Origin of the sequence: Flavobacterium rakeshii (assembly GCF_009741375.1) — a bacterium.
Classification (GTDB): domain Bacteria; phylum Bacteroidota; class Bacteroidia; order Flavobacteriales; family Flavobacteriaceae; genus Flavobacterium; species Flavobacterium rakeshii.
In genome coordinates this window covers 40,498-63,125 of the sequence record NZ_WOWP01000021.1, presented here as the reverse complement: position 1 = coordinate 63,125, position 22,628 = coordinate 40,498, and the positions used below count along the sequence as shown (strand labels likewise).

Below are 22,628 nucleotides of genomic sequence, written 5' to 3'. Positions count from 1 at the left end.
TGGTAAGGTTATAATTAGTTTACAAGTGCCATGAACCATTCTTCAAGGCCGTCAAGGATTTTAATCTCATAAATCTCGGCACCTTTATTTACAAGCTCTTTTGTAAATGCCGGAATCTCCTCGCGGTTTTGAAGCTCAAGGGAAAACTGTGTGGTACTCTCCATTTCTACGGTAGGGTTTTCCTTAGCCAGTTCATCATACCAGCGTTGTGCATCTTTAACTGTGATGCGTATTTTACACAGCCCTGATTTTTTGGAAAGTTCTTCCATAGTACCCTCAAACTGAATTTTCCCTTTACTGATAATCCCTACATGAGTACACATTTTCTCAATTTCAGCAAGCAGGTGGCTTGATACGAAAATAGTAACCCCTTTTTCCTTATTTAGCCTTACCAGTAGTTTTCGTATATCCTGAATACCATTAGGGTCCAGTCCGTTTACAGGCTCGTCCAGTAATAAAAGTTCCGGTTCATCCAGTAAAGCCATTGCAATTGCCAAACGTTGTTTCATACCAAGTGAGTAAGCCTTAGCCTTTCTTTTGGCATCCCTTTGCAGGTCTACCAGCTCCAATACTTCGTTAATTCTGCTTTCGGGAACATTACGTAGCTTTGCTATGTACTTTAGGTTATCATATCCGCTAAGGTGCAGGTATAGTGCCGGACTTTCCACGAGCGACCCAACGCGGTCAAAAGCTTTAGGCAGCTGCTCGTTTAACGGCTGGTTAAAAAGATAAATAGATTTGTCCTGTTGCGGCAGTATGCCCGTAAGCAGGCGCATGGTGGTTGATTTTCCAGCTCCGTTTGGACCTAAAAAGCCATAAATGGAACCTTTTGGAATGTTTAGAGAAACATTGTCGAGAGCTTTTCTGTTTTTGGAATAATGAAAAGTAAGGTGCTCTGTCCTTATAATGTAGTCTGTCATTTTATTTTAGTTGGTTAATGGTTTGGCGGAGTATTAAACTCCTCGTTTGGTTATATGTATATGTTTTGCTGATAATGTTACAATTACTAACTTTGAAACATAACAAATTAGTATATGAAAATAGTTATATCTCCCGCAAAATCGCTGGATTTTGATACAAAACTTCCTACAAGGAAACATTCAGACTCTTCTTTTTTATCACAAAGTGAGTTGATACATAGTACCTTAAAAGAAAAGTCGCCAGATGAACTTGGTAAGCTGATGAGTATAAGTAAAAAGCTTGCCGATTTGAACTGGCAACGCAATCAGGACTGGCACACGCCCTTTACCACAAAAAATGCAAGACCTGCCGTGTATGCTTTTAACGGAGATGTATACACAGGGCTTGATGCCTATACTATCCCTACCGCAAAGCTGGATAAGCTTCAGGATAGTTTAAGGATATTATCAGGACTGTACGGACTTTTAAAACCGCTTGACCTGATACAGCCTTACCGACTTGAAATGGGTACCCAAATGCCTGTTGAAGGAAGTAAAAACCTATATGAGTTTTGGAAAAAGACAATTACCCAAGCTTTAAACGATGAGCTTAAAGACGACGAATTGTTTATTAACCTGGCAAGTAAAGAATACTTTGATGCTGTAGATACTAAAGCGCTTAAAGTACCTGTAATCACTCCGGAGTTTAAGGACTATAAAGACGGTAAACTAAAAATGATAAGCTTTTTTGCCAAAAAGGCTAGGGGGATGATGGTGCGCTATATAATAGACAATAACGTTAGATCCCTAAACGGACTTAAAGGTTTTGACTACGAAGGTTATAAGTTTGATGCCAGCCTATCTAAAGGAAATAAGCTGGTGTTTACAAGGTAATTCCTTATGGAAATACAATTTGTTGAAAGGAACGTGAATTCAACCTCTGTAACATATCACAGAGTAACTAAAGAGCAGAAACTTATTTTTGAAGAGGCATATCTCGAAACCGAATATATATGGACTTTATCAGGATACTTGGGTAAGTGCGACTTATATTCAATGGAATTTTCCCAGTATAGAGGTGTTTCACATACCATAGGAGAATTATCTGCAGAATATTTATTGGATATCCTCAACAATGATTATTGTTTTGATTTTGACTATGAGCCAAAGGAAGGCGATATTTTAGAGTTTGTATACAACTATAAACTGCCCGATGCAAAGCATATGCCCAAAAGAATAAATATAGAATGTTGGTCTGCTTTTATTTTTACAAAAGGCAAGTGGGTTTTGGCAAGGCACTATGATGTAAAACTAAAAAGGATTACACAGGGATTTATAAAAATAGTAAGTTAAAAACGATAAGCTTTTGTAAAAAAAAATCTGGGGATAAGCCGGTATTTATAAAGTAGTGTAATATGGAAATACGATTTATTGAAAGGGATGAAAATTTTGTTCCTGTAAAGTATCCAAGAAATACTAAAGAGGAGAAGCTTATTTTTAAAGAGATTTATCTTGAAGCTGAATATAAATGGTACTTATCCAGATATGTAGGTGAATGGGATTTAGATTTTAATTTTTCTCATGCTGCACCTTTAGAGAAGGTAAAAGATTTATCTGTAGAATATTTATTGGATATACTTAACAATGATTATTGTTTTGACTTTGACTATGAGCCCGAAGAAGGCGATGTTTTAAATATACAATATGATTATAAATATCCCGATTTACGGCATATGCCAAACAGGTATTTTATAAGATGTTCTACATGTGTTATGTTTAGAGATGGCAAATGGATTTTTGACAGATATTATGATGTAAAACTAAAAAGTATTACACAAGGATTTATAAAATTCTTATAGATAAAAAAACTCCGAAGACAGGTCTTCGGAGTTTTTTGTTTGAACACACCCGGCAAAGGTGTAATAACCAAAACAATTTATATATAATCAAACAATTAACCTTTCTTATGTTGATTTGAGTTTCATCATGAACTCTTTAAAAGCCGGAGATAGCTCGCTAAACAAAGGGTTTTCCCTGTTTCTCAGCATTACTTCCCCAAACATTTTAAGTCCTATGGCAAACTCTGCTGTTTCACTATCGCTGCTAAAAAGGTTTTTTTCCTGTAGTATTTTGATAATGTTGAAAATGTTATCGTGGTTATCAAATTCAATACTAACGGCTTCCTGCAGTTCGTCACCTTTTGGGTTATGCGTGTGCTCCAGCGTTACTTTATAATGATTATATTTTGAATTCATTTTTTAGCTGTTTTAAAATTTTAGTGCATGGCTTCGCTCATGTCTACTTTACCTTTACCACGTCTTACAAGCAGTATAAACGGTATACAAAGCAGGAACAGAATACCCAGGTACATAAATACATCCATGTACGACAGTATGGTTGCCTGTCTTGTAACATTAATATCCAGTAACTGATGTGCTTTTGCCAATGCCTCACTGGCAGAAAAACCATTCCCCATAAACTTAAGCTGATATTGGTGTACACGTTGCTGTACCTCAAAACTGGCTCCGTTTAAGTGAGATATTAAATCTACTCTGTGCTGCTGACCGAAACGTGAGATAAATGTGGTAATAATTGCAATACCAAACGAACCTCCTAACTGACGCATCATACCTGTAAAGGCAGCACCCTCACCAATACTTTTACCCTGTAGGGTAGAAAGCGATAGGGTAGTAATAGGTACAAAAAGCAATCCGAGTCCCATACCTCTTAATATAAGTGGCCAAAACATGTGTTCTGCCCCTGTATCGTTTGTGATGATGTTATGCATCCAAAACGTAAAGAAGAAGAAGATAAGGAAGCCCAATGCCACCATGTAGGTTTGCGGTATACCTCTTTGTATAAGCTTACCAATAATAGGCATCATAAAGGCTGTTGTCAATGAACTTGGTATAAGTAATAAACCGGTTTCGAGCGCTGTCCATCCTAAAACAGACTGGGTGTATATAGGTACTATGAATGTAGAACCATATAAACCGAAACCAAGTATAAAACACATTATCGTACCAATACGCAGGTTACTGTCTTTTAATACGCTGAGGTTTACAATAGGGAACTTGTATGTCATTTCCCTCCATATAAAGGCGAGTAAACCAAATACGGTTACAACACTTAGTGTGACTATGGTACCATCGGCAAACCAGTCATCCTGTTGCCCGTGTTCCAGTACATATTGTAGCGACCCAATAAAGGAGGCAAGGAAAATAATACCCCACCAGTCCACCTGATTGGCTTTCATCTTTTCACCATACTTAGGGCTTTTTACATAGATTAGCGTAAGCAGGGTTGCAATAATACCCAGTGGTACGTTAATGTAAAATATATAAGGCCATGAGTAGTTGTCTACAATGTAACCTCCCAGTGGCGGACCCAATGTAGGCCCTACAATTACACCCATACCATATATGGCCTGCGCCATACCTCTTTTCTCGGCAGGGTAACTTTCGGTAATAATAGTTTGTGCCGTTACAAGTAGTGCACCACCACCCATACCCTGTATGAACCTAAAAAATACAAGTTCCCAGATATTGGTAGCATTACCACATAAAAACGATGCTATGGTAAATACTACAATAGATACGGCAAAATAGTTTCGACGTCCAAACTGCTGTGACAGCCAGCTCGTCATTGGTATAATAATTACGTTAGCGATGGCATAAGCGGTAATTACCCAGGCAATATCAGTAAGCGTTGCCCCAAGGCTACCGCGCATTTCATTTAACGCTACGTTAACAATGGTAGTATCTACAATTTCAAGCAGGGCACACAGTACCGCGGTAATGGTAATAATTACCCGCCTAAAGCCATATTCTACCAGGCTGTCATCCTGTGTTACTGTTGCTGCCATATTATTTTAAGTGTACATCTACTTCTACGTTCATACCGGGACGAAGCAGGTCTACTTTTTCTTTCGCGTTATTTTCAGTTAAATTGATTTTTACAGGTAGTCTCTGTACCGTTTTTACGAAGTTACCCGTAGCATTATCAGGAGGTAAAAGAGAGAATTTTGCTCCTGTTGCAGGCGAGAATGATGTAATAACACCTTCAAACTCAATATCTGGATAAGCATCTACTTTAATGCCTACTTTTTGTCCGGCTCTCATTTTGTTAAGCTGAGTTTCCTTAAAGTTAGCCACTACCCATGTTTCACTGTGATCTGTAATATAGAATAATGCCTGACCCGGAGCTACAAGCTGACCCGGTTGTATATCAACAGCCGATATTTGTCCGTTTACAGAAGCCGTAACCACTGTATAGCCTAAGTTAAGTTCGGCAGCATTAAGTGCAGCCCTGGCACGCTCAATATTGGCAGCAGCAACTTCCGTTTGCTTGTTGGATACATTTGATTTTGAAATAATCGCATTTTTCTGGTAGTTGCTGGCTGCCTGTTGTTGCTCAAGTACTTTCAGTTGGGCTTCCGCCTCCTGCTTAGTAGCTTGCGCCTGCTCAAATTGCTGTTTAGTTATTGAGTGGTTTTTATATAAGTTCTCATAACGCTCAAAGTCGTTATTAGCTCTCCATAATCTTACTTTAGCAGCCTCTATGTTACCTTTTGTAGACTGTAAATTAGCATCAGATACCGATACGTTTGCTGTAGCACTACCTACATCTGCCTTTGCAACGGCAAGGTTACCTTCGGCAGCTAAAAGAGCGGCTTTAGCCTCTTCTACCTTAACGATGTAGTCATTATTGTCTATAACAAAAAGGGTATCACCTTTTTTTACAAAATCGTTATCTTTTACATATACCTTAGTGATATAACCGGTAACACGGGGTATAATAGGGCTCATGTTTCTTTCTACCTGTGCATCATCTGTAGTTTCGTGAGCAAGGGAGTGTAAATATTTATAAGTACCATATGTAGCACCCACGGCAACAAGTACTATAAGTATGATAAGAAACTTCTTGTTTGTTTTCTTTTTTTCCATGAGGAGGTATATTAATTATTTTGTTGAGTAATGTTGAATGAATTGATTAATTTTCCTGAAACATTAAGCAGTTCGTAGTAACGCTGTGTTATATCTGCTCTTGAGAATGTTTCGTTAAGTTTTGCCTGTAGCTGTTGTACATCGGCCTCTAAAAGGTCGTTAGTATCACTCAGGCCGTTATCGTATTTATCTTTTACAATACGGTAATTTTCATCGGCTTGGGTAACGGCTTCGGTGTACACTCTGTTTTGCTTAATGGCAAGGTTATAGTTTTCAAGAGATTCCTGCACCTGTACTTTAATCCTGTCGGTAAGTAATTCTACCTGTTGCTTAGTAGCTTCGGCACGGCTTGAAGCCGATTTTACATGCTTACTGTTTTTAAACAGGTTAGACAGGTCGTATGATACCCCTACACCAAAGTTAATAGCATTGGTAACCTGGAAAACATTTTTAATATCTACCGCTGCATATCCTCCTAAAAGTGTAACGGTAGGGTAGTAGTCTGCCTGAGCTACTTTTATATTAGCCTCGCTTGCCTTTTGTTCCCATCTAAGGGCTTCAAGGTCATTTCTCTGGCTAATAGCCTCTTCGGCAGTAACTGCGGTAACCATCTCTTCAGAGTTTTCAAAGTAAGCCGGGTTAGGTTCTACCTGTGTTCCTTCAGGTAACTTTAGCATAGTTACAAGCTGATAGTTAATGGTAGAAACTGTTTTTTTAGCATCCTCTAAAGACAGTTGAATGTTTGATGCCTGCAACTGTGCTTTAAGAAGGTCGTTACGTGCAATGATACCGTTTTGCTCCATAGCTGTAAAGTCGGTAACACGCTGGTTAGCACTCTTAAGGTTTTCCTCTATAAGCTTAACCGACTCCTGTGCCTTATACAGGTTAGAATAAAGCACTATGGTTTGCATGGCAATTTGCTCTTTAGTGTGTGCAGCATTAAAAGTCTCTGCATTATAAGCATCTTTAGATGCCTCTACACTGTTTTTAAGCTTAAAACCAGAGAACAAAGGCATACCCACGGTAGCCATACCCAGCATAAGCTGGTCTACTTTTGGAGAACCAGATGCTGTTTCGCCATCATTACTGTCGCCGGTAGGTAGTCTAAGTGTAACATTAGGATTAGTTAACCTTTGGTATTGACCCGAAAGTTTTACCTCAGGGTAAATGTTGTTTTTTACGCTTTCCATTTCAAATTTTGAAGTGGAAACTTTTGTATCGGCAAGATTTGCCTCGGTACTTTGGGTAACCGCCATGCCTATGGCATCATCAAGGCTTAACTGTTTTTTCTCCTGTGCCTGCAGTGTTGCAAACCCCGATATAAACAGTGTGGCTCCCAATAGTAAATTCTTAGTTTTCATGAACTAAAAGGGCTTTAATTGTTTGTTTAATGTGACTCGTTAATTCGTTTTTTATATAGTTTTCGTAGGCTTCATCTGTTTTAATACCCAGTTCTGCCTCAAAAAATGGTCTGTTCATCTGGAAATGCACAAGGGTCCCCATAATGGTAGGAGGGATAAGCTCAATGTTTATGTTTGTTTTAAACAAGCCTGATTCCTGTCCTTCCTGTATTATCTTTCTAAAAGCCGCCATATTTTGCTGCTTAACTTCGGCATACGATTTCATGTCCATCAGCCTTTTTTTAGTAGAAAGTTCAAAGTGCAAAATTTGGTACATGCATTTGTTTTTGTTAATGCGCGAAATGTAAAGATCTATAAGGCGTTCTACCTTTTCAAGCGGGGTAAGGTCTTCCTTGAAAATGTTGTCTAACTGCATTTTCATGTCAGATGTGCGGTGCAGAATAAGTGCTTCAAGCATTTTTTCTTTAGACCCAAAATAATAGGAAATCATAGCAATATTAACCTTTGCGGCTTTTGCTATGCTTCTTATTGATGTCCCGTCAAAACCTTCGCTGGCAAACAGGCTTTCTGCTGCCATGAGGATATCGAGTTGTTTTTCGTTGTATTCTGTCATTGTTTTCCAATTTCAAAATTCTGATGCAAAGTTAAACGATTGTTTAAATTAAACGTTTGTTTAATTGTTAAATTAACATGTCGTTAACAGAAAACGTTTTAGTACCCCGGGGTGTTAAAATTCATACTAACACTTAAAAATATTCCGTTAGTATTATGTAGCTGATAACCAAATGTTAAATTTATTTTCTCTCTGGCCTATGAAGATTTTAAAAGCCTTACTACTTATCGTAGCCTTATGTAATGCCGCCGGAGTACATGCACAAAAGGTGTTTGCATCGGCAAAATATACCCAAATGTGCAGTTATTATGGCGAAAAGGTTACGGGTGATATTCATGCCTTTAAACCCGATGCAAAAGCCGAAACGGTGATAAAAAACATCATGTCGGTAATTGGGTTAAAAGCCAATTTTGAACTGCGTGCAGCAAATGTACCTAATGCGGCAGCGGTTGTACTAAAAGGTAAACGATACATTTTATATAATCCTAAATTCATGTCGAGCATCAATACCGTAAGCGGTAGCGACTGGGCAGCCGTGAGTATACTGGCACACGAAATAGGGCATCATCTTAACGGACATACCCTGGATAATGTAGGCAGCAGACCCCAAACCGAACTGGATGCCGATGAGTTTTCGGGCTTTGTACTAAACAAACTGGGAGCAAGCCTTACCGATGCTCAGGCGGTTATGGAAACCATAGCGAGTATAAAGGGTTCGCATACGCATCCGCCAAAAAGAGACAGGCTGGTTGCCATAGCAACGGGCTGGACAAGGGCAAGCGGAAGCGCACAGGCAAATACGGCTGCTGTTGCACAGGTAAAAACTACTACCTCAAAGCCAAAACCTGAAACCAGAACTGAAGTGAAACCTGTTGCAAAAGCACCTGCAAAGCCTAAACAGGTAGCGGTTAAAAAGGAGCCGACAAGAGCAGAGAAGATTCAGCAAAGTGCCAAATATAATAACAATATAGCCAGTGATGCTTACTTTAGTTCAGATCCTAAAGGGGAATACTACTTAACCAAAAAGGGAAATCTTGTACAGGTGGATAAAGACAAGGTATATATGGTGGCAAAACTGGTACGTTCTAACAAGGCGGGTTATAAAATGATGCTTACCGATAATGCCGATACTAACCTGTACATAGGTCATGGGGGAGTGCTAATGAACGATTCGGGAAATAAAGTGGGAATTCTTAGGGCAAGGAGGTAATTGGGTGATTTTTAACATTGATTATTTCGCTGAAAAATAGTAAATTAGATGCGGTTTTGATGCATATGTCAAAACCGCTTTTTAATTTTTTACGGTTATGCAGTTGAGTATTTTATGGAAGGGGTTGATGTATGACACAGATGAATACTGTGCCGTAAATTATCATGATACGAGTATCATGGTACATTCTGAAATTGAAGGCTGGGCGAAACGCAAGCCTGTGTATACCGAATACTGGTTGCAGCTTAACAGGGACTGGCAGGTACAGTCGTTTGAAATAAGTGCCAGTATAGCCGATAATACCTATAAACATGCACTTTCACTGGACAAAAACGGACACTGGAAATGCAAAAAGAATTTACCTCATTTTAATTTTGAAGGCTGTAATTATGTAGATATTTCCATTTCGCCGTTTACCAATACACTTCCGGTAAACGGACTACACCTTGCCGAGGGCGAAACTACCGAACTAAGTGTTATTTATATTGATGTACTGCAAAATGAAGTGCGCCGTGAACGACAAAAATACACCCGTTTAGGCAACAGGCTGTACCGCTTTGATAATCTGAAAGACTTTGAGGGCGAGATTACTGTTGATGCTAACGGACTGGTAGTAGAGTACCCGGGTATGTTTGAACTGATAAGGGTGAGATAAGTGTGGCGTGATGAGGTTAAAATCTGTAAATTTGTAGAAAAACCTTTATAATACGCCATGAAATCCATTAAAGTAATCGCTTTTGACGCAGACGATACCCTGTTTATTAATGAACCTTATTTTGAAGAAACCGAAAAGAAATTTTGTGGTTTGATGGAAAACTACCTGTCCCATCAAAGCCTTTCGGCAGCCGTTTTTAAACATCAGGTAGATAATCTTCCGCTTTACGGTTACGGGATAAAAAGCTATATACTGAGCATGATACAAACCGCCATTGAAGTATCAGACGGGACGGTTAGCGTAAAGCTTATTCAAAAAATTATAGATTTGGGCAAAGAGCTCCTTCAAAAACCTATTGTATTACTGGATGGGGTAGAAGAGACCCTTAAAGCCCTACAGGGTAATTATAAACTGGTAGTAGCTACAAAAGGTGACCTTAAAGACCAGCAACGTAAACTACATGATTCCGGACTGGGACACTATTTTCACCACATTGAGGTAATGGCCGATAAAAAGGAACTTAATTACAACAAACTGCTTTCAAGACTGGATATAGAACCACATGAGTTTTTTATGATTGGTAACTCATTAAAGTCGGATGTGTTGCCGGTACTTAATATAGGCGGATATGCCTGCCATGTTCCGTTTAAAACTACATGGGCACACGAAATGATAGACCACGAAATTGACCACGATAATTTCTACGAAATTAAAAAGCTTAACGAAATCATACCTATACTTTCCTAATAACAAAGCTATGGAATTACACTTTTTTGAAACTCCGGCTCATTTTAGGGAATGGCTCGAAAAACACCATGAGGTTAAAACCGAACTGCTTGTAGGCTATTATAAAAAAGGTACGGGAAAGCCCAGTATTACCTGGCCGGAATCGGTAGATGAGGCTTTGTGTTTTGGCTGGATAGACGGTATAAGGCGTACCGTTAGTGAGGAGGCTTATTCCATACGGTTTACACCACGTCGTCCCAACAGCGTTTGGAGTGCTGTAAACGTAAAAAAGATGGAAGAGCAATTACAGTTGGGAAGGGTGTTCCCAATGGGAATTGCAGCCTACAAAAAGCTTAATGAAGACAGGTCTAAAATATATTCTCATGAAAGGAAAGCTCCTGCCGAATTTAGTGCCGAGCAGGTGAGTATTTTTGAAAAAAATGAAAAAGCATGGATGTTTTTTAACGATCAGCCGCCTTACTATAAAAATCTTATGAGGCATTGGGTTACATCTGCCAAGCAGGAAAAAACAAAAATAGCAAGACTGGAAAAGTTAATGGAAGCCAGTGAAAATGGTGTAAGACTCCGCTAAAAGCACTGTATTTCTTACAGTTTTACACAATTTTTTCGTTATTTTTGGTGTTGTACTGTATATACAGTAACCTTAAAAACCAGCTAATTATGAAAAAACACCTTATCAGAAACCTTGCTGCCATGGCAGTAATTGTTTGTTTTGCCTTTGCATTACCCGAAACCGAAACCCAAAAAATTAATGTTGTTATAGATGCTGGTCACGGTGGTAAAGACTTTGGAGCCAAGCACGATGACTTTTTAGAGAAAGACATTGTAGCATCTATCGCACAAAAGGTAAAGGAACTTAATGATGATAAAGAAGTGGTGATTCATTTTACCAGAAATGAGGATGAATTCCAACAACTGACCGACAGGGTTGAAACTATTAATAGCATTAAACCTGATTTAGTTTTATCACTGCATATTAATATGACTGGAAAATCAGATAAATCAGGGATGGAATTTTATATTGGTCAGGATGTTGCCCAAAATCAAAAATCAAAAGAGTATGCTGCTAAACTGTCTAACGTAATGAGCGACAGGTTTGAAGTAGCTCCCGTAAAAGAAGCCAGGTTTTATATACTTAAAAATACAGAGGCACCGGGTGTACTGTTTGAAATGGGATTCCTTTCGAATGAAAACGACAGACAATACCTTACATCACAAAACGGGCAAAAAGAAATTGCTTCACGCATTGTAAACTTCCTTAAGGAAATAGAATAACATGGAACAGAATTTTAAAAACCATATAAGGTATTATGCCCCACACCACTTTATATTTTACCCTGTAATGCTTTTAGTAATGGGGTTTTGTGTGGGGCGCTCATTGGATAACGAAAATAGGCTTATATGGATATTCCTGTTTCTGGCTTTCTTATCGGTTACCCTGTTATCATTTATGCTAAGGCAACATTATGCCTTAACGCTACAGGACAGGATTGTACTGCAGGAACTGCGTTACCGCTATTTTGCCACTACAGGGCAACGCCTTGAACCGTATGAGGATAAGCTGAGCAAAGGGCAGTTGTTTGCCCTGCGTTTTGCTCCCGATGAGGAAATGCCGGCACTACTGGAAAAGGCAATAGCCGAAAACCTTGATCCTAAAGCGATAAAGCAATCCATAAAACACTGGAAACCCGATAATCAACGTGTATAATAAAAGAAGCCTGCTATTAGCAGGCTTCTTTCGAAATAGATAGTTTAGAACCACACAAAAAACTCTCTTATCCTATATGTTGTAGCCCTTGCAGGCTGTGTATTATTGGTTATTGTCAGGAGTGGTATTTCGCTGCTCCTTCCAGGTCTGTTCGGCTTCGTTATAGGTTCTGGAACGTACATCCCTTCCCTGGCTTATGTTGTGGGCAATAAAAGCCCCGCTGTTCATTTCATCTTTGTAATAACTTCTGTCGGCATTACGACCACGGGCTCTTATAGGTTCACTTGGTCTGTTTCCCATTTGCCCCGTGTAGATGTTGTTGCTTTCTTCGGTACTCATAACACTTACATTTAAACATTAATACTGGTTTTAATTTTAATTGTCAGGTTGATTTTCCTTTTACACATCGCCTTTTAAAAATTCTTTTTCAACTAAGTAACTTCTTCTCTCAAATTTGTTCCTATATGTTGATGTATACAAAGTTCAGTTATAACTCACTGATATTGAAGTTAATTAACACTCATTTTTATGTAAAATGTTATAAAAAGCTTTAACAAAACCCCTAAATGCAGTAATAGTAGCTAATTAACGTTTTGGGAGTTAGCATATATAAAGGAAAGTTTAACAAACAATTCACTCAGTTAGGTGTAAAACAGGTTGTAATAGTGAGTAAATTAGTAGTGTATTATAAGGTATTACTTATAAAAACATCATTTATCACTATTTACCAATTTTTTTAAAGCACATATAATTATGAAAACAGCAAAATGGACGCTTGATTTAGCTCATTCAGATATACAGTTTAAAATAAGACATTTGCTTATTGCTAATGTTACAGGGCATTTCAGGTTATTTTCGGGTACTATGCATGCCGGAAAAGATGATTTTACCGATGCCGACTTTAAACTGGCTATCGATGTGTACAGCGTTGATACCAATAATGAGCAAAGGGATGAGCATTTGAAGTCGGCCGACTTCTTTAATGCTGATTACTACCCTGAAATGCAGTTCGTTTCAAAAGCATTTAACCATATAGATGGCGATAAGTATGATTTAATAGGGAATCTTACCGTTAAGGATGTTACTAAGGAAATTACATTCAAAGTTTTGTTTGGCGGAGAAGCCAGAGACGGATTTGGTAGTATGAGAGCCGGATTTGATATTAGCGGAGAGATTAACCGAAACGATTTTAATATCCATGCCAATGATACTACAGAAGCAGGCGGACTTGTACTGGGGGAGGATATTCACCTGCATGCCAACATACAGTTTATTAAGGAAGAAGATTAAAAAATGTAGCTTGTCTCAAAAGTGTTTGTTTTCCATTTCGACCTTGTGGAGAAATCTCTAATAGATTTCTCGACTTCACTCCGTTGCGCTCGAAATGGAACTTTTGAGACAAGTTTTTTATTGTTCTGTATTTCCGCGATCCCTTTTATTTTCGGGATGTGATGCCGGATAACGATTCTTTTCAATATCCGAATTAAAGTCTCTGTTCTCGGCAGTTTCTTTATCTTCAGCTTCGTTTTTGGTACCACGGTTTTTGTCTACCACTTCACCTTTATCGTTCACGGTTTTGTCGCTTTGGCTCACCGGTACAGCTTTCCCTTCGTTCACATCTCGGGCACGTTTTTGTAACTCCTCGTTGCCTTCTTCATCCTTCTCGGTTTCAGGGTTTAAAAAGCGGCTGCCGGGATTGTAATTGTCGGGTAGGTTTTCTCCGCTAAAGCCTTCGTTTTTTTGATGGTCGTTTGTTGTTTCTTGTGACATAGCTTTCCTGTTTTTAGGTTGGTATTATAATATTACCACTAATAAAGCGTAAAGCAAAAGGGTTTAACAAAGCCTTAGCTACTACTGTTTTATAATAAAATCGTAGTGGGAGTTTACTATATCGTTTACTGTTTTTTGCAGGGATTTATCCAGCATTTCATAACCGTCCTTAAGCTTACCCGATGAGGTAAAATAATCAGGTAGTTTATACTTAACCAGTACGTCTCCGTCAGTATAAATATCACCTACTTTAAAGTCAATAGTATAGCCGTTACCATGAAAAGTAATGGTCATGGTATAGCGTATTTTGTAATAGAAAGCTTCGCCACGGTTGCGGTAAAAAAAAGCATTTTTTTTATAAGCCCTAATGGTTATGCTGTTTGCACTTGTGTTAGTAACATCTACGGGGCTTTTCAGTCGGTTATATTCATAAGCCCATGTATCTGTTGCTTTCATAAATAACTCAACCTGCATAAAAGGAATACTTACCTCTACAGGGTCAAAGCCGTTAGCATGTACCTCCATTACCGGAGGTTGTGCTCCTGCAGTTGTGCATATAAATAGTAGTAGTAAGGTAACTTTATGCATACTACTTGTCGTTTAAGGCTTTTTCAAACTCCTCCTGTATTCTGTTGTTTGATATTAGCATAGGCTTTTTATCAATGGTTATGGTAATATCATCTCCGTCTATGCTATAGGAACCCGAGAATTTTCCAAGTGGGGTACTGCCTTCAAAGTTACCGTGCTGGTCGTCTCCGGCAAGGTTACCCTTGTCGCCTATAGATCCTTTTATCTTGTTAAGCAGGCTTGTTTTGTCGCCCGGATAACTTATTGTAAACTGATTAGCCATGATTATTTAGGTATTGGTTTACAGTAAAGTTACACAATAATAAGGGAGTGCTGTGTTTACCTTTTGTTAAATGCGTAAGAAAAAGCCGAACCCAAATTGTTTTATTCCTTAACGGTAAAACCGCCTTTTTCGGCATCAAAAGTTATACTGTCGTCATTAAAAAGCCTGTCAAAAACCTTGTTGCTAATTAAATTAGCAGGGGAGTCCTGTATTACTTCCTGCTGTGTCATAACAACAATTTCACTGCTTAACTGCAGGGCAAGGTCGAGGTCGTGAGTAGAGTAAAGTATGCATTTATCGGTTTCCTGCGTGAGCTTTTTCAGGAGCCTTAACAGACTCACTTTATGCAGTAGGTCTAAGTGAGTGGTAGGTTCGTCCAGTACAATAAAAGGCGTGTCCTGTGCCAGGGCACGGGCAATAAGTACCCTTTGCAACTGTCCGTCACTTATTTCATAGTATTTTTTGTTGGCAAGATGCTCCAGTTGGGTAAGCTGAAGTGCTCTGCTTACCTGTAGTTTATCTTCTTCGGTAAGTGTACCCAGCCAGTTGGTGTAAGGCTGCCTGCCCAGTGCAATCAGTTCGTAAACCGTAAGGTTGCTTGGCGGAAGTTTTTCGGTAAGTACCACGCTTAGGTTTTGTGCTAGTTCTTTAGGGTTGTGCTGAGTGAGGTTAATTCCGTTAAGTTCAATAATCCCCTTAATAGGCGTCTGAATCCCTGTAAGAGTGCGTAACAGTGTGGATTTACCTATACCGTTTGCGCCTATCAATGCGATAAGCCTGCCTTTTTTAAGGTTAAGGTTAATATGCTGTGCAATAACGGCTTCCTGTTTTTTGTCAGGGTAACCAATACTAAGATTATTTGCAGCTAATACTGTTTCCATCACTTTTTTATTTTAACTGAATACCCCTTTCTTTTTCCTGAACAAAAGCCATATCACTATTGGCGCACCAATTATAGATGTGATACCGTTTATTGGCAGTACAAAACTACTTCCCGGCCACTGTGTTACCGTATCACAAACAAGCATTATGGCAGCACCTGCAAGCAGTGTTGCCCAAAACAATACTAAGTGGCTACTGGTTTTAAACAGTAGTTTCACTATATGGGGTACTGCAATCCCTATAAACGATATAGGGCCTGTAAATGCGGTAATACACCCTGTAATAATACTGGTTGCCAATATGATTATAAAACGTGTTTGGCTAAAGTTTATCCCCAGGCTTTTAGCATAGCGTTCGCCAAGCAGCATAGCGTTAAGCGGTTTGATACAGGTAACGGCTATGGCAAGTCCCAGTAGGCTGGCACCCCATAGTATAGTTATGTTTTCCCATGAAAGGTTACCTAAACTTCCCAGTGCCCAAAACGTGTATTTTTGTAGTTGTTCGGCATTACTGAAGTAAGACAGCACGCCTACAATAGCCCCTGCAAAACTCCCAAACATTAAGCCTACAATAAGTATCGCCATAGTATCCTTTAGCCTTTGTGCTACTATCAATACCGCCAGTAATACCAGTAAACTACCAAAGGTAGAGGCAAGTACGAGTCCGTATGATGATGAGAAAAAAGTACCTACGGCAGGTACAATCCCCGCGCCCAAAATAACAATGGCTACCATAAGGCTGGCTCCCGAACTCAATCCTAAAACACTAGGTCCTGCCAGTGGATTACGGAAAAGCGTTTGCATAAGCAATCCGCTTATTGACAATCCCATGCCTACAATAATGGCGGTTAAAGCTTTAGGAAGCCTGTAGTTGATAATGATATATTCCCATGCCGATTTTGAAGCACCTTTGCCAATAAGGCTGTTAAATACTTCCTTAAGGGGAATACTAACCGATCCCAAACTGATATTAACGAGAAACAGTGCCACAAGGCTAATGCCCAGCAGTATAAAAATCAGTGTATATCGTTTGGTGTACAGCACAATGGTTTAGTTTAGTTTTTCGAAAAAGTAAAGTTCGTAATCCGGTAACAGTTCCGGATGAAATATCTTGATAAGATCTTTTAAAACAAGATCGGGCCTTGTTGCCGAAAGTTCATAATATACATATCCTCCCGTAGGTCCTCTTTTAGTACCAAAGGAGTATACCTTCTTGTTTTTAAACGACTGAAACTGTCCGTAATGCGGATTGTTTTCTGTCATTTGGGTAAGCGATGTATAACTGTTTGGTCCAATCCAGTATTCGGCATTTTCGGCTTTATCCAGTACGGTTTCAAAAGATAGGCTAAGGCTTCCGGTTCCATCGGTATCTTTCCAAAGATAATCGGCATTGGCATCTTTTAAAAACTGCGCTCCCCAGCTTCCTCCCTGTGGCAGGTTCCATTGATCCTGAAATATAGCTCCTGCCATAACCGTAGGTTTTTCGGTAGTGTTTTGTGCTATTTTTTTAGCCTCGTTATAATCTTTTACGATCTGATTAAAAATAATATTGGCTTCTCTTTCCCTGCTGTAAAGTGCCCCGAAAAATTTAATCCATTCGGCTCTTCCCAGCGGGCTTTGCTCTGTCCAGTCACCATTGTATAAAACGGTTAGTCCGCTGTCTTTAAGGGTGTTCATGGATTTGTTGTTACTGCTTATACTAAAGCCCACAACAGCATCGGGAGAGAGGTCAATCATAATTTCGGTATTAAGCCCTTCGTTTTGACCTACGTCTTTAACCAGTCCCGTATCAATACGTTTTCTGGTCTTTTCACTTGAAATAAAATCCGTACCGGGGTAACCTACCAAAGTATTTTCCATACCAAGCATTTCCATTGCCGGTATATGTGTTGTTGAAGTTACCACAATTGACTGCAATGGTACCTGTACCGTAGTATATTTTTTAAGACTATCGGGCACAACAGCATCTTTTTGCTGCATCACATAAGTGAAGCTTTCGGTAGCATTAGGCCAAGGGTTAGTCACTTTTACAATGGTGTAGCCGTGGTGTTTGTACAGCTCCAGTCCTTTGGCATAAACTATTGAATTCTCTACGGTTTCGGTAGTTTCTTCGTGTGCTTTTTCCTGTTTTTTACAGCCTGTTACCGCCAGTAATAAAAAAAGGAAAATAGGGTAGTGTAAGATTTTCATAACAAATATTAAGCTGCTGCAAATGTATAAATTTCAATATTAATCCTATATTTGCACCCAACTTTAGGTTATAGTGTGCCGGCAGCACACTGTATTAAAAGGGAATCAGGTGTAATACCTGAGCTGTTCCCGCAACTGTAAGCTATATCCCTTTTGGGAGGCTGTTGTTAACTGCGAGCCACTGCCTGTATAGGCGGGAAGGTAAACAACAGTACGCAAGCCAGGAGACCTGCCTTTAGTGTTAACAATTATCGAACCTTCGGGAAAAAAGGTTCTGGAAATTATGACATTTAACAGACTCATTCTTGTATTAGCCGTTGTAATGTGCCACCAGTTATGGGCGCAGCAGGATACTATTGTCCCTTTGAAAGAAGTGATAATATCAGACACGCAATTGCGTGATTTTTCTAACACACAGCAGGTGCTTGTGCTAAACGATTCGGTTATAGGGATCAATCAGGCATCGCTTACTTCATTTTTAAACTACAATACCACCATTTACTTTAAGGAAAACGGACTGGGTATGGTTTCGTCTCCGTCATTCAGGGGGACAACTGCTCAGCAAACCGCAGTAATATGGAACGGTATAAACATAAACTCCCAGTTAAACGGGCAAACCGACTTTAACGTTATTAATACCCGCGATTTTAATGCCATAGATGTTAGGGCAGGGGGCGGAAGTGTTATTTATGGCAGTAGCGCCATAGGGGGGAGTATTCACCTGAACAACGAACTTGAGTATAAAGAAAAATTCACTAACGAGCTTAGGGCAAACTACGGCAGCTTTAATACACTGGGGCTGCATTATGCCGGAACTATGGCTACAGATAAGTTTAGCGCATCACTTAGCTTTACCCGAAACAGCTCTGACAACGACTATGATTACGTAGGTAAGGACGGACATAATCTTAACGGGCAGTATTATAACAACAGTGCCTCGGCTACTGTGGGTTATAAAATCAATCAAAAAAATGTCCTTACCTATTATAGCTATTTGTTTGAGGGGGAGAGGCATTTCTCGCTAATATTCCCATCGGAAACAAGAACAAAGTATGATAATTTTGATACCAGGAACATGCTGCAATGGACAGGCTATTACGGCAGGTTTACCTCAAAACTAAAGGCGGCTTACCTGAGTGAAAAGTACAAGTACTTTGATAATATTTATGCGGAAGATTACAGCTACGGAAAGTCAGAATCCGTAATAGGGAAGTACGACTTGCTGTTCCAGATTAACAGTAAGATGAAACTGAACTCGGTATTGAACTTTACCCAAACTAAAGGATATGGTTCCAGCCTTGAAGGAGCCGAAAGGCATATAGGTTCGGCAAGTGTATTGTTTAGTCATTCGGTTACTGATAAATTAATGTATGAGGCGGGTATAAGGAAAGAGGCTACAAATAATTATGAGAGTCCGTTTTTGTATTCGGCAGGAGCAAAATACCGTTTTTCCGATTTTTACCTGCTAAGGGTAAACGGTTCCAAAAACTTCAGGATACCTACCTTCCAGGACTTGTACTGGCAGGGTAGCGGTAATACCGATTTGAAACCCGAAAGTTCAATACAGGGAGAAATAGGTAACGAGTTTACCATTAAAAATGCAAGCCTAAGCGTAACGGGTTATTATATTAAACTAAAGGATATGCTGCGCTGGCTCCCTACAGGCAGTGTGTGGCGACCACAAAATACTGATAGGGTTAAAACCTATGGTATAGAAACAGTGTTTAAATACAACAGGGAATTTAATGCACACAAACTGGGGCTTACCGTCGTGTATGGTTATACCCGCAGTGAGAACGAAGATACCGGTTATCAGCTTGTATATGTGCCTTACCACAAGGCATCGGGAGCATTATCTTACGGATATAAAAGGCTAACGGCTTACTACCAGTTTTTATATACCGGAGAGGTATTTACACGATCTGACAACAACTCAAGGTATAATTTAGACGCCTACACTACAGGTAATATTGGTGCCGAATATACTTTTGGAAAAACGACTATTTATAAACTGGGAGCACAGGTGCTTAATGTTTGGAATGCTGATTATGTTAGTGTAGACAGCAGGCAAATGCCCGGAAGAAACTTTAATTTTTATTTCACTTTAAAACTCTAACTTAAACTTAACAACTATTATGAAATTTAAGAATTCATTATTTGCGCTTTTGGCCGGTTCTTTATTTTTTGTGTCTTGTAGCAGTGACGACGATAATGGATCGGGTTCTGGTGCTTACGGGAACGGAACTTTTGTACTTAACGAAGGTAACAGTAACCCATCTTCATCTTCAGTATCTTTTATAGGAAGCGACGGTACTGTAGAGCAGGATATATTTAAGACTGTAAACCCAGATGCTCCCGCTATGGGATCTTACTTACAGTCAATGTTTTTTAGTAATGATTATGCGTTTATCATTTCCGGTTTGGCTAACAAAGTAACTGTAGTGAACAGATATACTTTTGAGTTTGTTGCTAGTATTGATACTGATTTTAGTAACCCACGATATGGTGCAGTTATTAACGGTAAAGCTTATATCACTAACTCTGCTGCTTATGCAGATCCGGATGATTTCTTAACAGTTATTGATCTTGCAAGCTTCACCACATCTACAGTAGAGCTTAACGATTATGCTGAAAGAGTACTTACAGAAAATGGTAAGCTTTACATTGCTAACGGATACTACGGTAGCGGTTCATCTGTAACAGTATTCAATCCTGCAAACAATACTGTTGAGGCAGTTGTTGAGCTTGGTTATTCTCCAAATTCATTTGACGAGCAAGATGGAGCTTTATATGTGATGGGTGGTACTGAAATAAGCAGAATAAACCTTGCTAACAATACAATTAGCGGTACTATTGAGCTAACTGATGAAATGGCAGGTGCAAAAAATCTTACAATTTCTGACAACTCTATATACTATACTGTTGGAACTAGCGTTTATACCTTACCTTTGAATTCAACAACAGTGCCTACAGAAGCGTTAATTACTTATAATTCAGATTCTCAATGGGGAGCTATGTATGGATTTAGTGCTTATAATGGTAAAGTATATATTGCAGATGGTGGGGACTTTATTTCAAACAGCGACATTTATATTTACGGTACCAATGGTACATTAATAAACACATTAAAAGTAGGAGTTGGACCAAACAGTTTCTACTTTAACAATTAAATTACTAGCTAAAAATAAAGTAATTTTGTTTATGTTTAAAAAGAAAGGCTTCCCTAGGGAAGCCTTTTGAATTTTATATATTTTATGGTAATTCTTTTATAAGGTGACCTAAATTTTGTGGCACCTCTTCAATATACATTTCATTGCCAAAAGGCAACATGGTTTTAGATGTTTTAAATATTTTATGTTCCCTGGCAGGTTGTTGTGGCATCATCCTTCCGTTTGCTGTAATCTGGCTAATTGCCGTTGCCAGTAAAGGCTCGCTTGGGTTTCCTATTTCGCCAAGGTTATCATAATCTTCGGGCATTTCGATATCCGGAATTATACCTTCTTCATACTCACCAAAGTTATTTTTGTTAACTATTTTAAGCACTAATGGCTGCATAGCATAGCGATGACTTGGGTCTACATCATTTTTAGAAAAATCGGCAGAGTCGTACAATGTAACAGATCCTGCATTTTTACCTATGGTTTTAGTACCTATTTGTACCACATCAATATAAGGTTTGAGGCAGTTAATTATTAACTCACTGGCAGAAGCCGTGCTACCTGTTGTGAGTATATATACCTTATTAAGGTTAAGATGGTTAATTCCTGTTCCGTCGTTTAATGCTCCTGTAAAGTTGTTTATTAGTGCATCAGGGTTATTATTCTCAAAATAATCCTGTAGTTTAGGGTTCCATTGTTCTTTAGCCAGTAGCTGGCCTTCAAACTGACCTGTTATCATACTGGCAAGATAAGTTGCAGTACGTACAGACCCGCCTCCGTTATAACGTAGGTCAAGCACCAGTTCATTAACACCTTGTGCAGCAAGATTACCAAAAGCAGTGTTAAGTTCGCTGTCATAACTGCTGTAAAAACCATTGTACATTAAGTACCCAATAGTTTTTCCGCCTTCATTATATACCACATCAGAAAAATAAACAGGGTCTTCACCATATTCATACTTGGTAAGGCTAACCTCTTCACCATTTGGGGTAACAGTACCTTCATTATAATCGGCAAGATTTAAAGTGTAGCTTTCGGCAGCTAAAAGGCTTCTGTAATTGGAAGGTGTAAGCGAAGTGCCGTTTACAGCATAAAATATATCTCCACGCTGAATATTTTTAGTAGAGGCATCACTATCAGGTAATATATAGCGTACATATCCAAATATACTGGTTTGAGAGGCATCGGTATACACTAGTCCATACTCCACACCATTACTTTTAGCTACACCCTGTAGGGCAGCTTCCAGTACGTTATAGTCGGGTACTAAAATACTAAATCTGTCACTTTTTGCAGGGTTTGCAGGATCTACATACAAAAGGCTGTTAAAAAGTGCTTCGGGGCTGGAGTAGCTCTGTACAAATGTATTAAGCTCTGCCTGGTTGCCAAATTTGTCGTCTGCAAGGTTTGGAATTTCCGGTTGCCATAAATAATACAGGTTAAGTCCCTTCCATATAAAATCGTTTACAGGAACAGCATTATCATCCATATCTTCACAGCTTTGCAGGGCAAAAGCAGAAATAAGCAGTAAGCAAATGGCAATACTTATTTTTTTCATGTATAGCAGTTTTAAGTATAAAACGTAAATTTAATATTTTTAATATTATTTGTAACAAAAAACAAAGGTATTCGTCTTCCTA

The 22,628-nt window shown here is 39.0% G+C and carries 26 protein-coding genes and 1 riboswitch; of the genes, 12 read left to right on the top strand and 14 right to left on the bottom strand.

All coding sequences use genetic code 11. From position 1 onward, the window contains the following. Nucleotides 1–14 precede the first annotated feature (14 nt). Nucleotides 15–920, bottom strand: a complete 906-nt coding sequence (locus GN157_RS06965) for an ABC transporter ATP-binding protein (RefSeq protein ID WP_157482447.1) — start codon at nt 918–920, stop codon at nt 15–17. Nucleotides 921–1,034: 114 nt separating this feature from the next. Between GN157_RS06965 and yaaA the strand changes: the two genes are divergently transcribed. From yaaA to GN157_RS06950, 3 genes are all read left to right on the top strand, one after another. Then, nucleotides 1,035–1,793, top strand: coding sequence for a peroxide stress protein YaaA (yaaA, locus tag GN157_RS06960; protein WP_157482445.1), 759 nt, complete (start codon nt 1,035–1,037; stop codon nt 1,791–1,793). A gap of 6 nt (nt 1,794–1,799) precedes the next feature. After that, a complete protein-coding gene (locus tag GN157_RS06955; RefSeq protein ID WP_157482444.1) occupies nt 1,800–2,252 on the top strand; it encodes a hypothetical protein in 453 nt (150 codons plus the stop codon). 62 nt (nt 2,253–2,314) lie between these two features. Then, a complete protein-coding gene (locus GN157_RS06950) occupies nt 2,315–2,758 on the top strand; it encodes a hypothetical protein (RefSeq protein ID WP_157482442.1) in 444 nt (147 codons plus the stop codon). A 105-nt stretch (nt 2,759–2,863) separates the two neighbouring features. Here GN157_RS06950 and GN157_RS06945 read toward each other — a convergent pair whose 3' ends face one another. From GN157_RS06945 to GN157_RS06925, 5 genes are read right to left on the bottom strand one after another with little or no spacing between them, the layout of a single operon-like run. Further along, nucleotides 2,864–3,154, bottom strand: a complete 291-nt coding sequence (locus GN157_RS06945; protein ID WP_157482440.1) for a DUF3861 domain-containing protein — start codon at nt 3,152–3,154, stop codon at nt 2,864–2,866. 20 nt (nt 3,155–3,174) lie between these two features. Further along, on the bottom strand, nt 3,175–4,764 hold the full coding sequence (locus GN157_RS06940) for a DHA2 family efflux MFS transporter permease subunit (protein WP_157482438.1): 1,590 nt from the start codon (nt 4,762–4,764) through the stop codon (nt 3,175–3,177). Nucleotide 4,765: 1 nt separating this feature from the next. Beyond that, entirely contained in the window at nt 4,766–5,845 is a 1,080-nt protein-coding gene (locus GN157_RS06935) for an HlyD family secretion protein (RefSeq protein WP_157482436.1), read from the bottom strand. Nucleotides 5,846–5,856: 11 nt separating this feature from the next. Beyond that, nucleotides 5,857–7,206 (bottom strand): TolC family protein, encoded by a 1,350-nt coding sequence (locus GN157_RS06930; protein WP_157482434.1) that lies wholly within the window; start codon nt 7,204–7,206, stop codon nt 5,857–5,859. Further along, nucleotides 7,196–7,819 carry a TetR/AcrR family transcriptional regulator gene (locus tag GN157_RS06925; RefSeq protein ID WP_157482432.1) on the bottom strand — a complete coding sequence of 208 codons (624 nt, stop codon included), beginning with the start codon at nt 7,817–7,819 and terminating at the stop codon, nt 7,196–7,198. The genes GN157_RS06930 and GN157_RS06925 overlap by 11 nt, the downstream gene beginning before the upstream one ends. Before the next feature lie 199 nt (nt 7,820–8,018). Between GN157_RS06925 and GN157_RS06920 the strand changes: the two genes are divergently transcribed. The 6 genes from GN157_RS06920 (at nt 8,019) to GN157_RS06895 (ending at nt 12,139) form a co-directional block, all read left to right on the top strand. After that, a complete protein-coding gene (locus GN157_RS06920; protein ID WP_157482430.1) occupies nt 8,019–9,029 on the top strand; it encodes a hypothetical protein in 1,011 nt (336 codons plus the stop codon). A gap of 97 nt (nt 9,030–9,126) precedes the next feature. Further along, nucleotides 9,127–9,684: a putative glycolipid-binding domain-containing protein gene (locus GN157_RS06915; protein ID WP_157482428.1), complete on the top strand. Its 558-nt coding sequence runs from the start codon at nt 9,127–9,129 to the stop codon at nt 9,682–9,684. A 57-nt stretch (nt 9,685–9,741) separates the two neighbouring features. After that, a complete protein-coding gene (locus GN157_RS06910) occupies nt 9,742–10,431 on the top strand; it encodes an HAD family hydrolase (RefSeq protein WP_157482426.1) in 690 nt (229 codons plus the stop codon). 10 nt (nt 10,432–10,441) lie between these two features. Next, entirely contained in the window at nt 10,442–11,002 is a 561-nt protein-coding gene (locus GN157_RS06905; protein WP_157482424.1) for a YdeI/OmpD-associated family protein, read from the top strand. 89 nt (nt 11,003–11,091) lie between these two features. Then, entirely contained in the window at nt 11,092–11,706 is a 615-nt protein-coding gene (locus GN157_RS06900; RefSeq protein WP_157482422.1) for an N-acetylmuramoyl-L-alanine amidase, read from the top strand. A gap of 1 nt (nt 11,707) precedes the next feature. Then, nucleotides 11,708–12,139, top strand: a complete 432-nt coding sequence (locus GN157_RS06895; protein ID WP_157482421.1) for a DUF6526 family protein — start codon at nt 11,708–11,710, stop codon at nt 12,137–12,139. A gap of 102 nt (nt 12,140–12,241) precedes the next feature. On the opposite strand, the gene GN157_RS06890 is transcribed toward GN157_RS06895, so the two are convergent. After that, complete coding sequence (locus tag GN157_RS06890) at nt 12,242–12,478, bottom strand: hypothetical protein (protein WP_157482419.1); 237 nt, start codon at nt 12,476–12,478, stop codon at nt 12,242–12,244. Nucleotides 12,479–12,892: 414 nt separating this feature from the next. Here GN157_RS06890 and GN157_RS06885 point away from each other — a divergent pair, with 414 nt between their 5' ends. Beyond that, nucleotides 12,893–13,429, top strand: coding sequence for a YceI family protein (locus tag GN157_RS06885; RefSeq protein ID WP_157482417.1), 537 nt, complete (start codon nt 12,893–12,895; stop codon nt 13,427–13,429). Nucleotides 13,430–13,546: 117 nt separating this feature from the next. Here GN157_RS06885 and GN157_RS06880 read toward each other — a convergent pair whose 3' ends face one another. The 6 genes from GN157_RS06880 to GN157_RS06855 all read right to left on the bottom strand — a co-directional run bounded on the left by GN157_RS06880 (nt 13,547) and on the right by GN157_RS06855 (nt 17,830). Continuing rightward, nucleotides 13,547–13,909 carry a hypothetical protein gene (locus GN157_RS06880; protein WP_157482415.1) on the bottom strand — a complete coding sequence of 121 codons (363 nt, stop codon included), beginning with the start codon at nt 13,907–13,909 and terminating at the stop codon, nt 13,547–13,549. Nucleotides 13,910–13,990: 81 nt separating this feature from the next. Next, on the bottom strand, nt 13,991–14,497 hold the full coding sequence (locus GN157_RS06875; protein WP_157482414.1) for a hypothetical protein: 507 nt from the start codon (nt 14,495–14,497) through the stop codon (nt 13,991–13,993). 1 nt (nt 14,498) lies between these two features. Next, nucleotides 14,499–14,759: a lipocalin/fatty acid-binding family protein gene (locus GN157_RS06870; RefSeq protein WP_157482412.1), complete on the bottom strand. Its 261-nt coding sequence runs from the start codon at nt 14,757–14,759 to the stop codon at nt 14,499–14,501. Nucleotides 14,760–14,860: 101 nt separating this feature from the next. After that, nucleotides 14,861–15,640 (bottom strand): ABC transporter ATP-binding protein, encoded by a 780-nt coding sequence (locus GN157_RS06865; protein ID WP_157482410.1) that lies wholly within the window; start codon nt 15,638–15,640, stop codon nt 14,861–14,863. A gap of 12 nt (nt 15,641–15,652) precedes the next feature. Next, a complete protein-coding gene (locus GN157_RS06860; RefSeq protein ID WP_317163513.1) occupies nt 15,653–16,684 on the bottom strand; it encodes an iron ABC transporter permease in 1,032 nt (343 codons plus the stop codon). A 6-nt stretch (nt 16,685–16,690) separates the two neighbouring features. Then, on the bottom strand, nt 16,691–17,830 hold the full coding sequence (locus GN157_RS06855; RefSeq protein ID WP_157482408.1) for an ABC transporter substrate-binding protein: 1,140 nt from the start codon (nt 17,828–17,830) through the stop codon (nt 16,691–16,693). Between the two features lie 48 nt (nt 17,831–17,878). After that, nucleotides 17,879–18,081, top strand: a riboswitch (cobalamin riboswitch). A 32-nt stretch (nt 18,082–18,113) separates the two neighbouring features. Here GN157_RS06855 and GN157_RS06850 point away from each other — a divergent pair. Then, entirely contained in the window at nt 18,114–19,946 is a 1,833-nt protein-coding gene (locus tag GN157_RS06850) for a TonB-dependent receptor plug domain-containing protein (protein WP_157482406.1), read from the top strand. A 19-nt stretch (nt 19,947–19,965) separates the two neighbouring features. Beyond that, entirely contained in the window at nt 19,966–21,000 is a 1,035-nt protein-coding gene (locus GN157_RS06845; RefSeq protein ID WP_157482404.1) for a DUF5074 domain-containing protein, read from the top strand. A gap of 82 nt (nt 21,001–21,082) precedes the next feature. Here GN157_RS06845 and GN157_RS06840 read toward each other — a convergent pair whose 3' ends face one another. After that, a complete protein-coding gene (locus GN157_RS06840; RefSeq protein ID WP_157482403.1) occupies nt 21,083–22,546 on the bottom strand; it encodes a S41 family peptidase in 1,464 nt (487 codons plus the stop codon). Between the last annotated feature and the right edge of the window lie 82 nt (nt 22,547–22,628).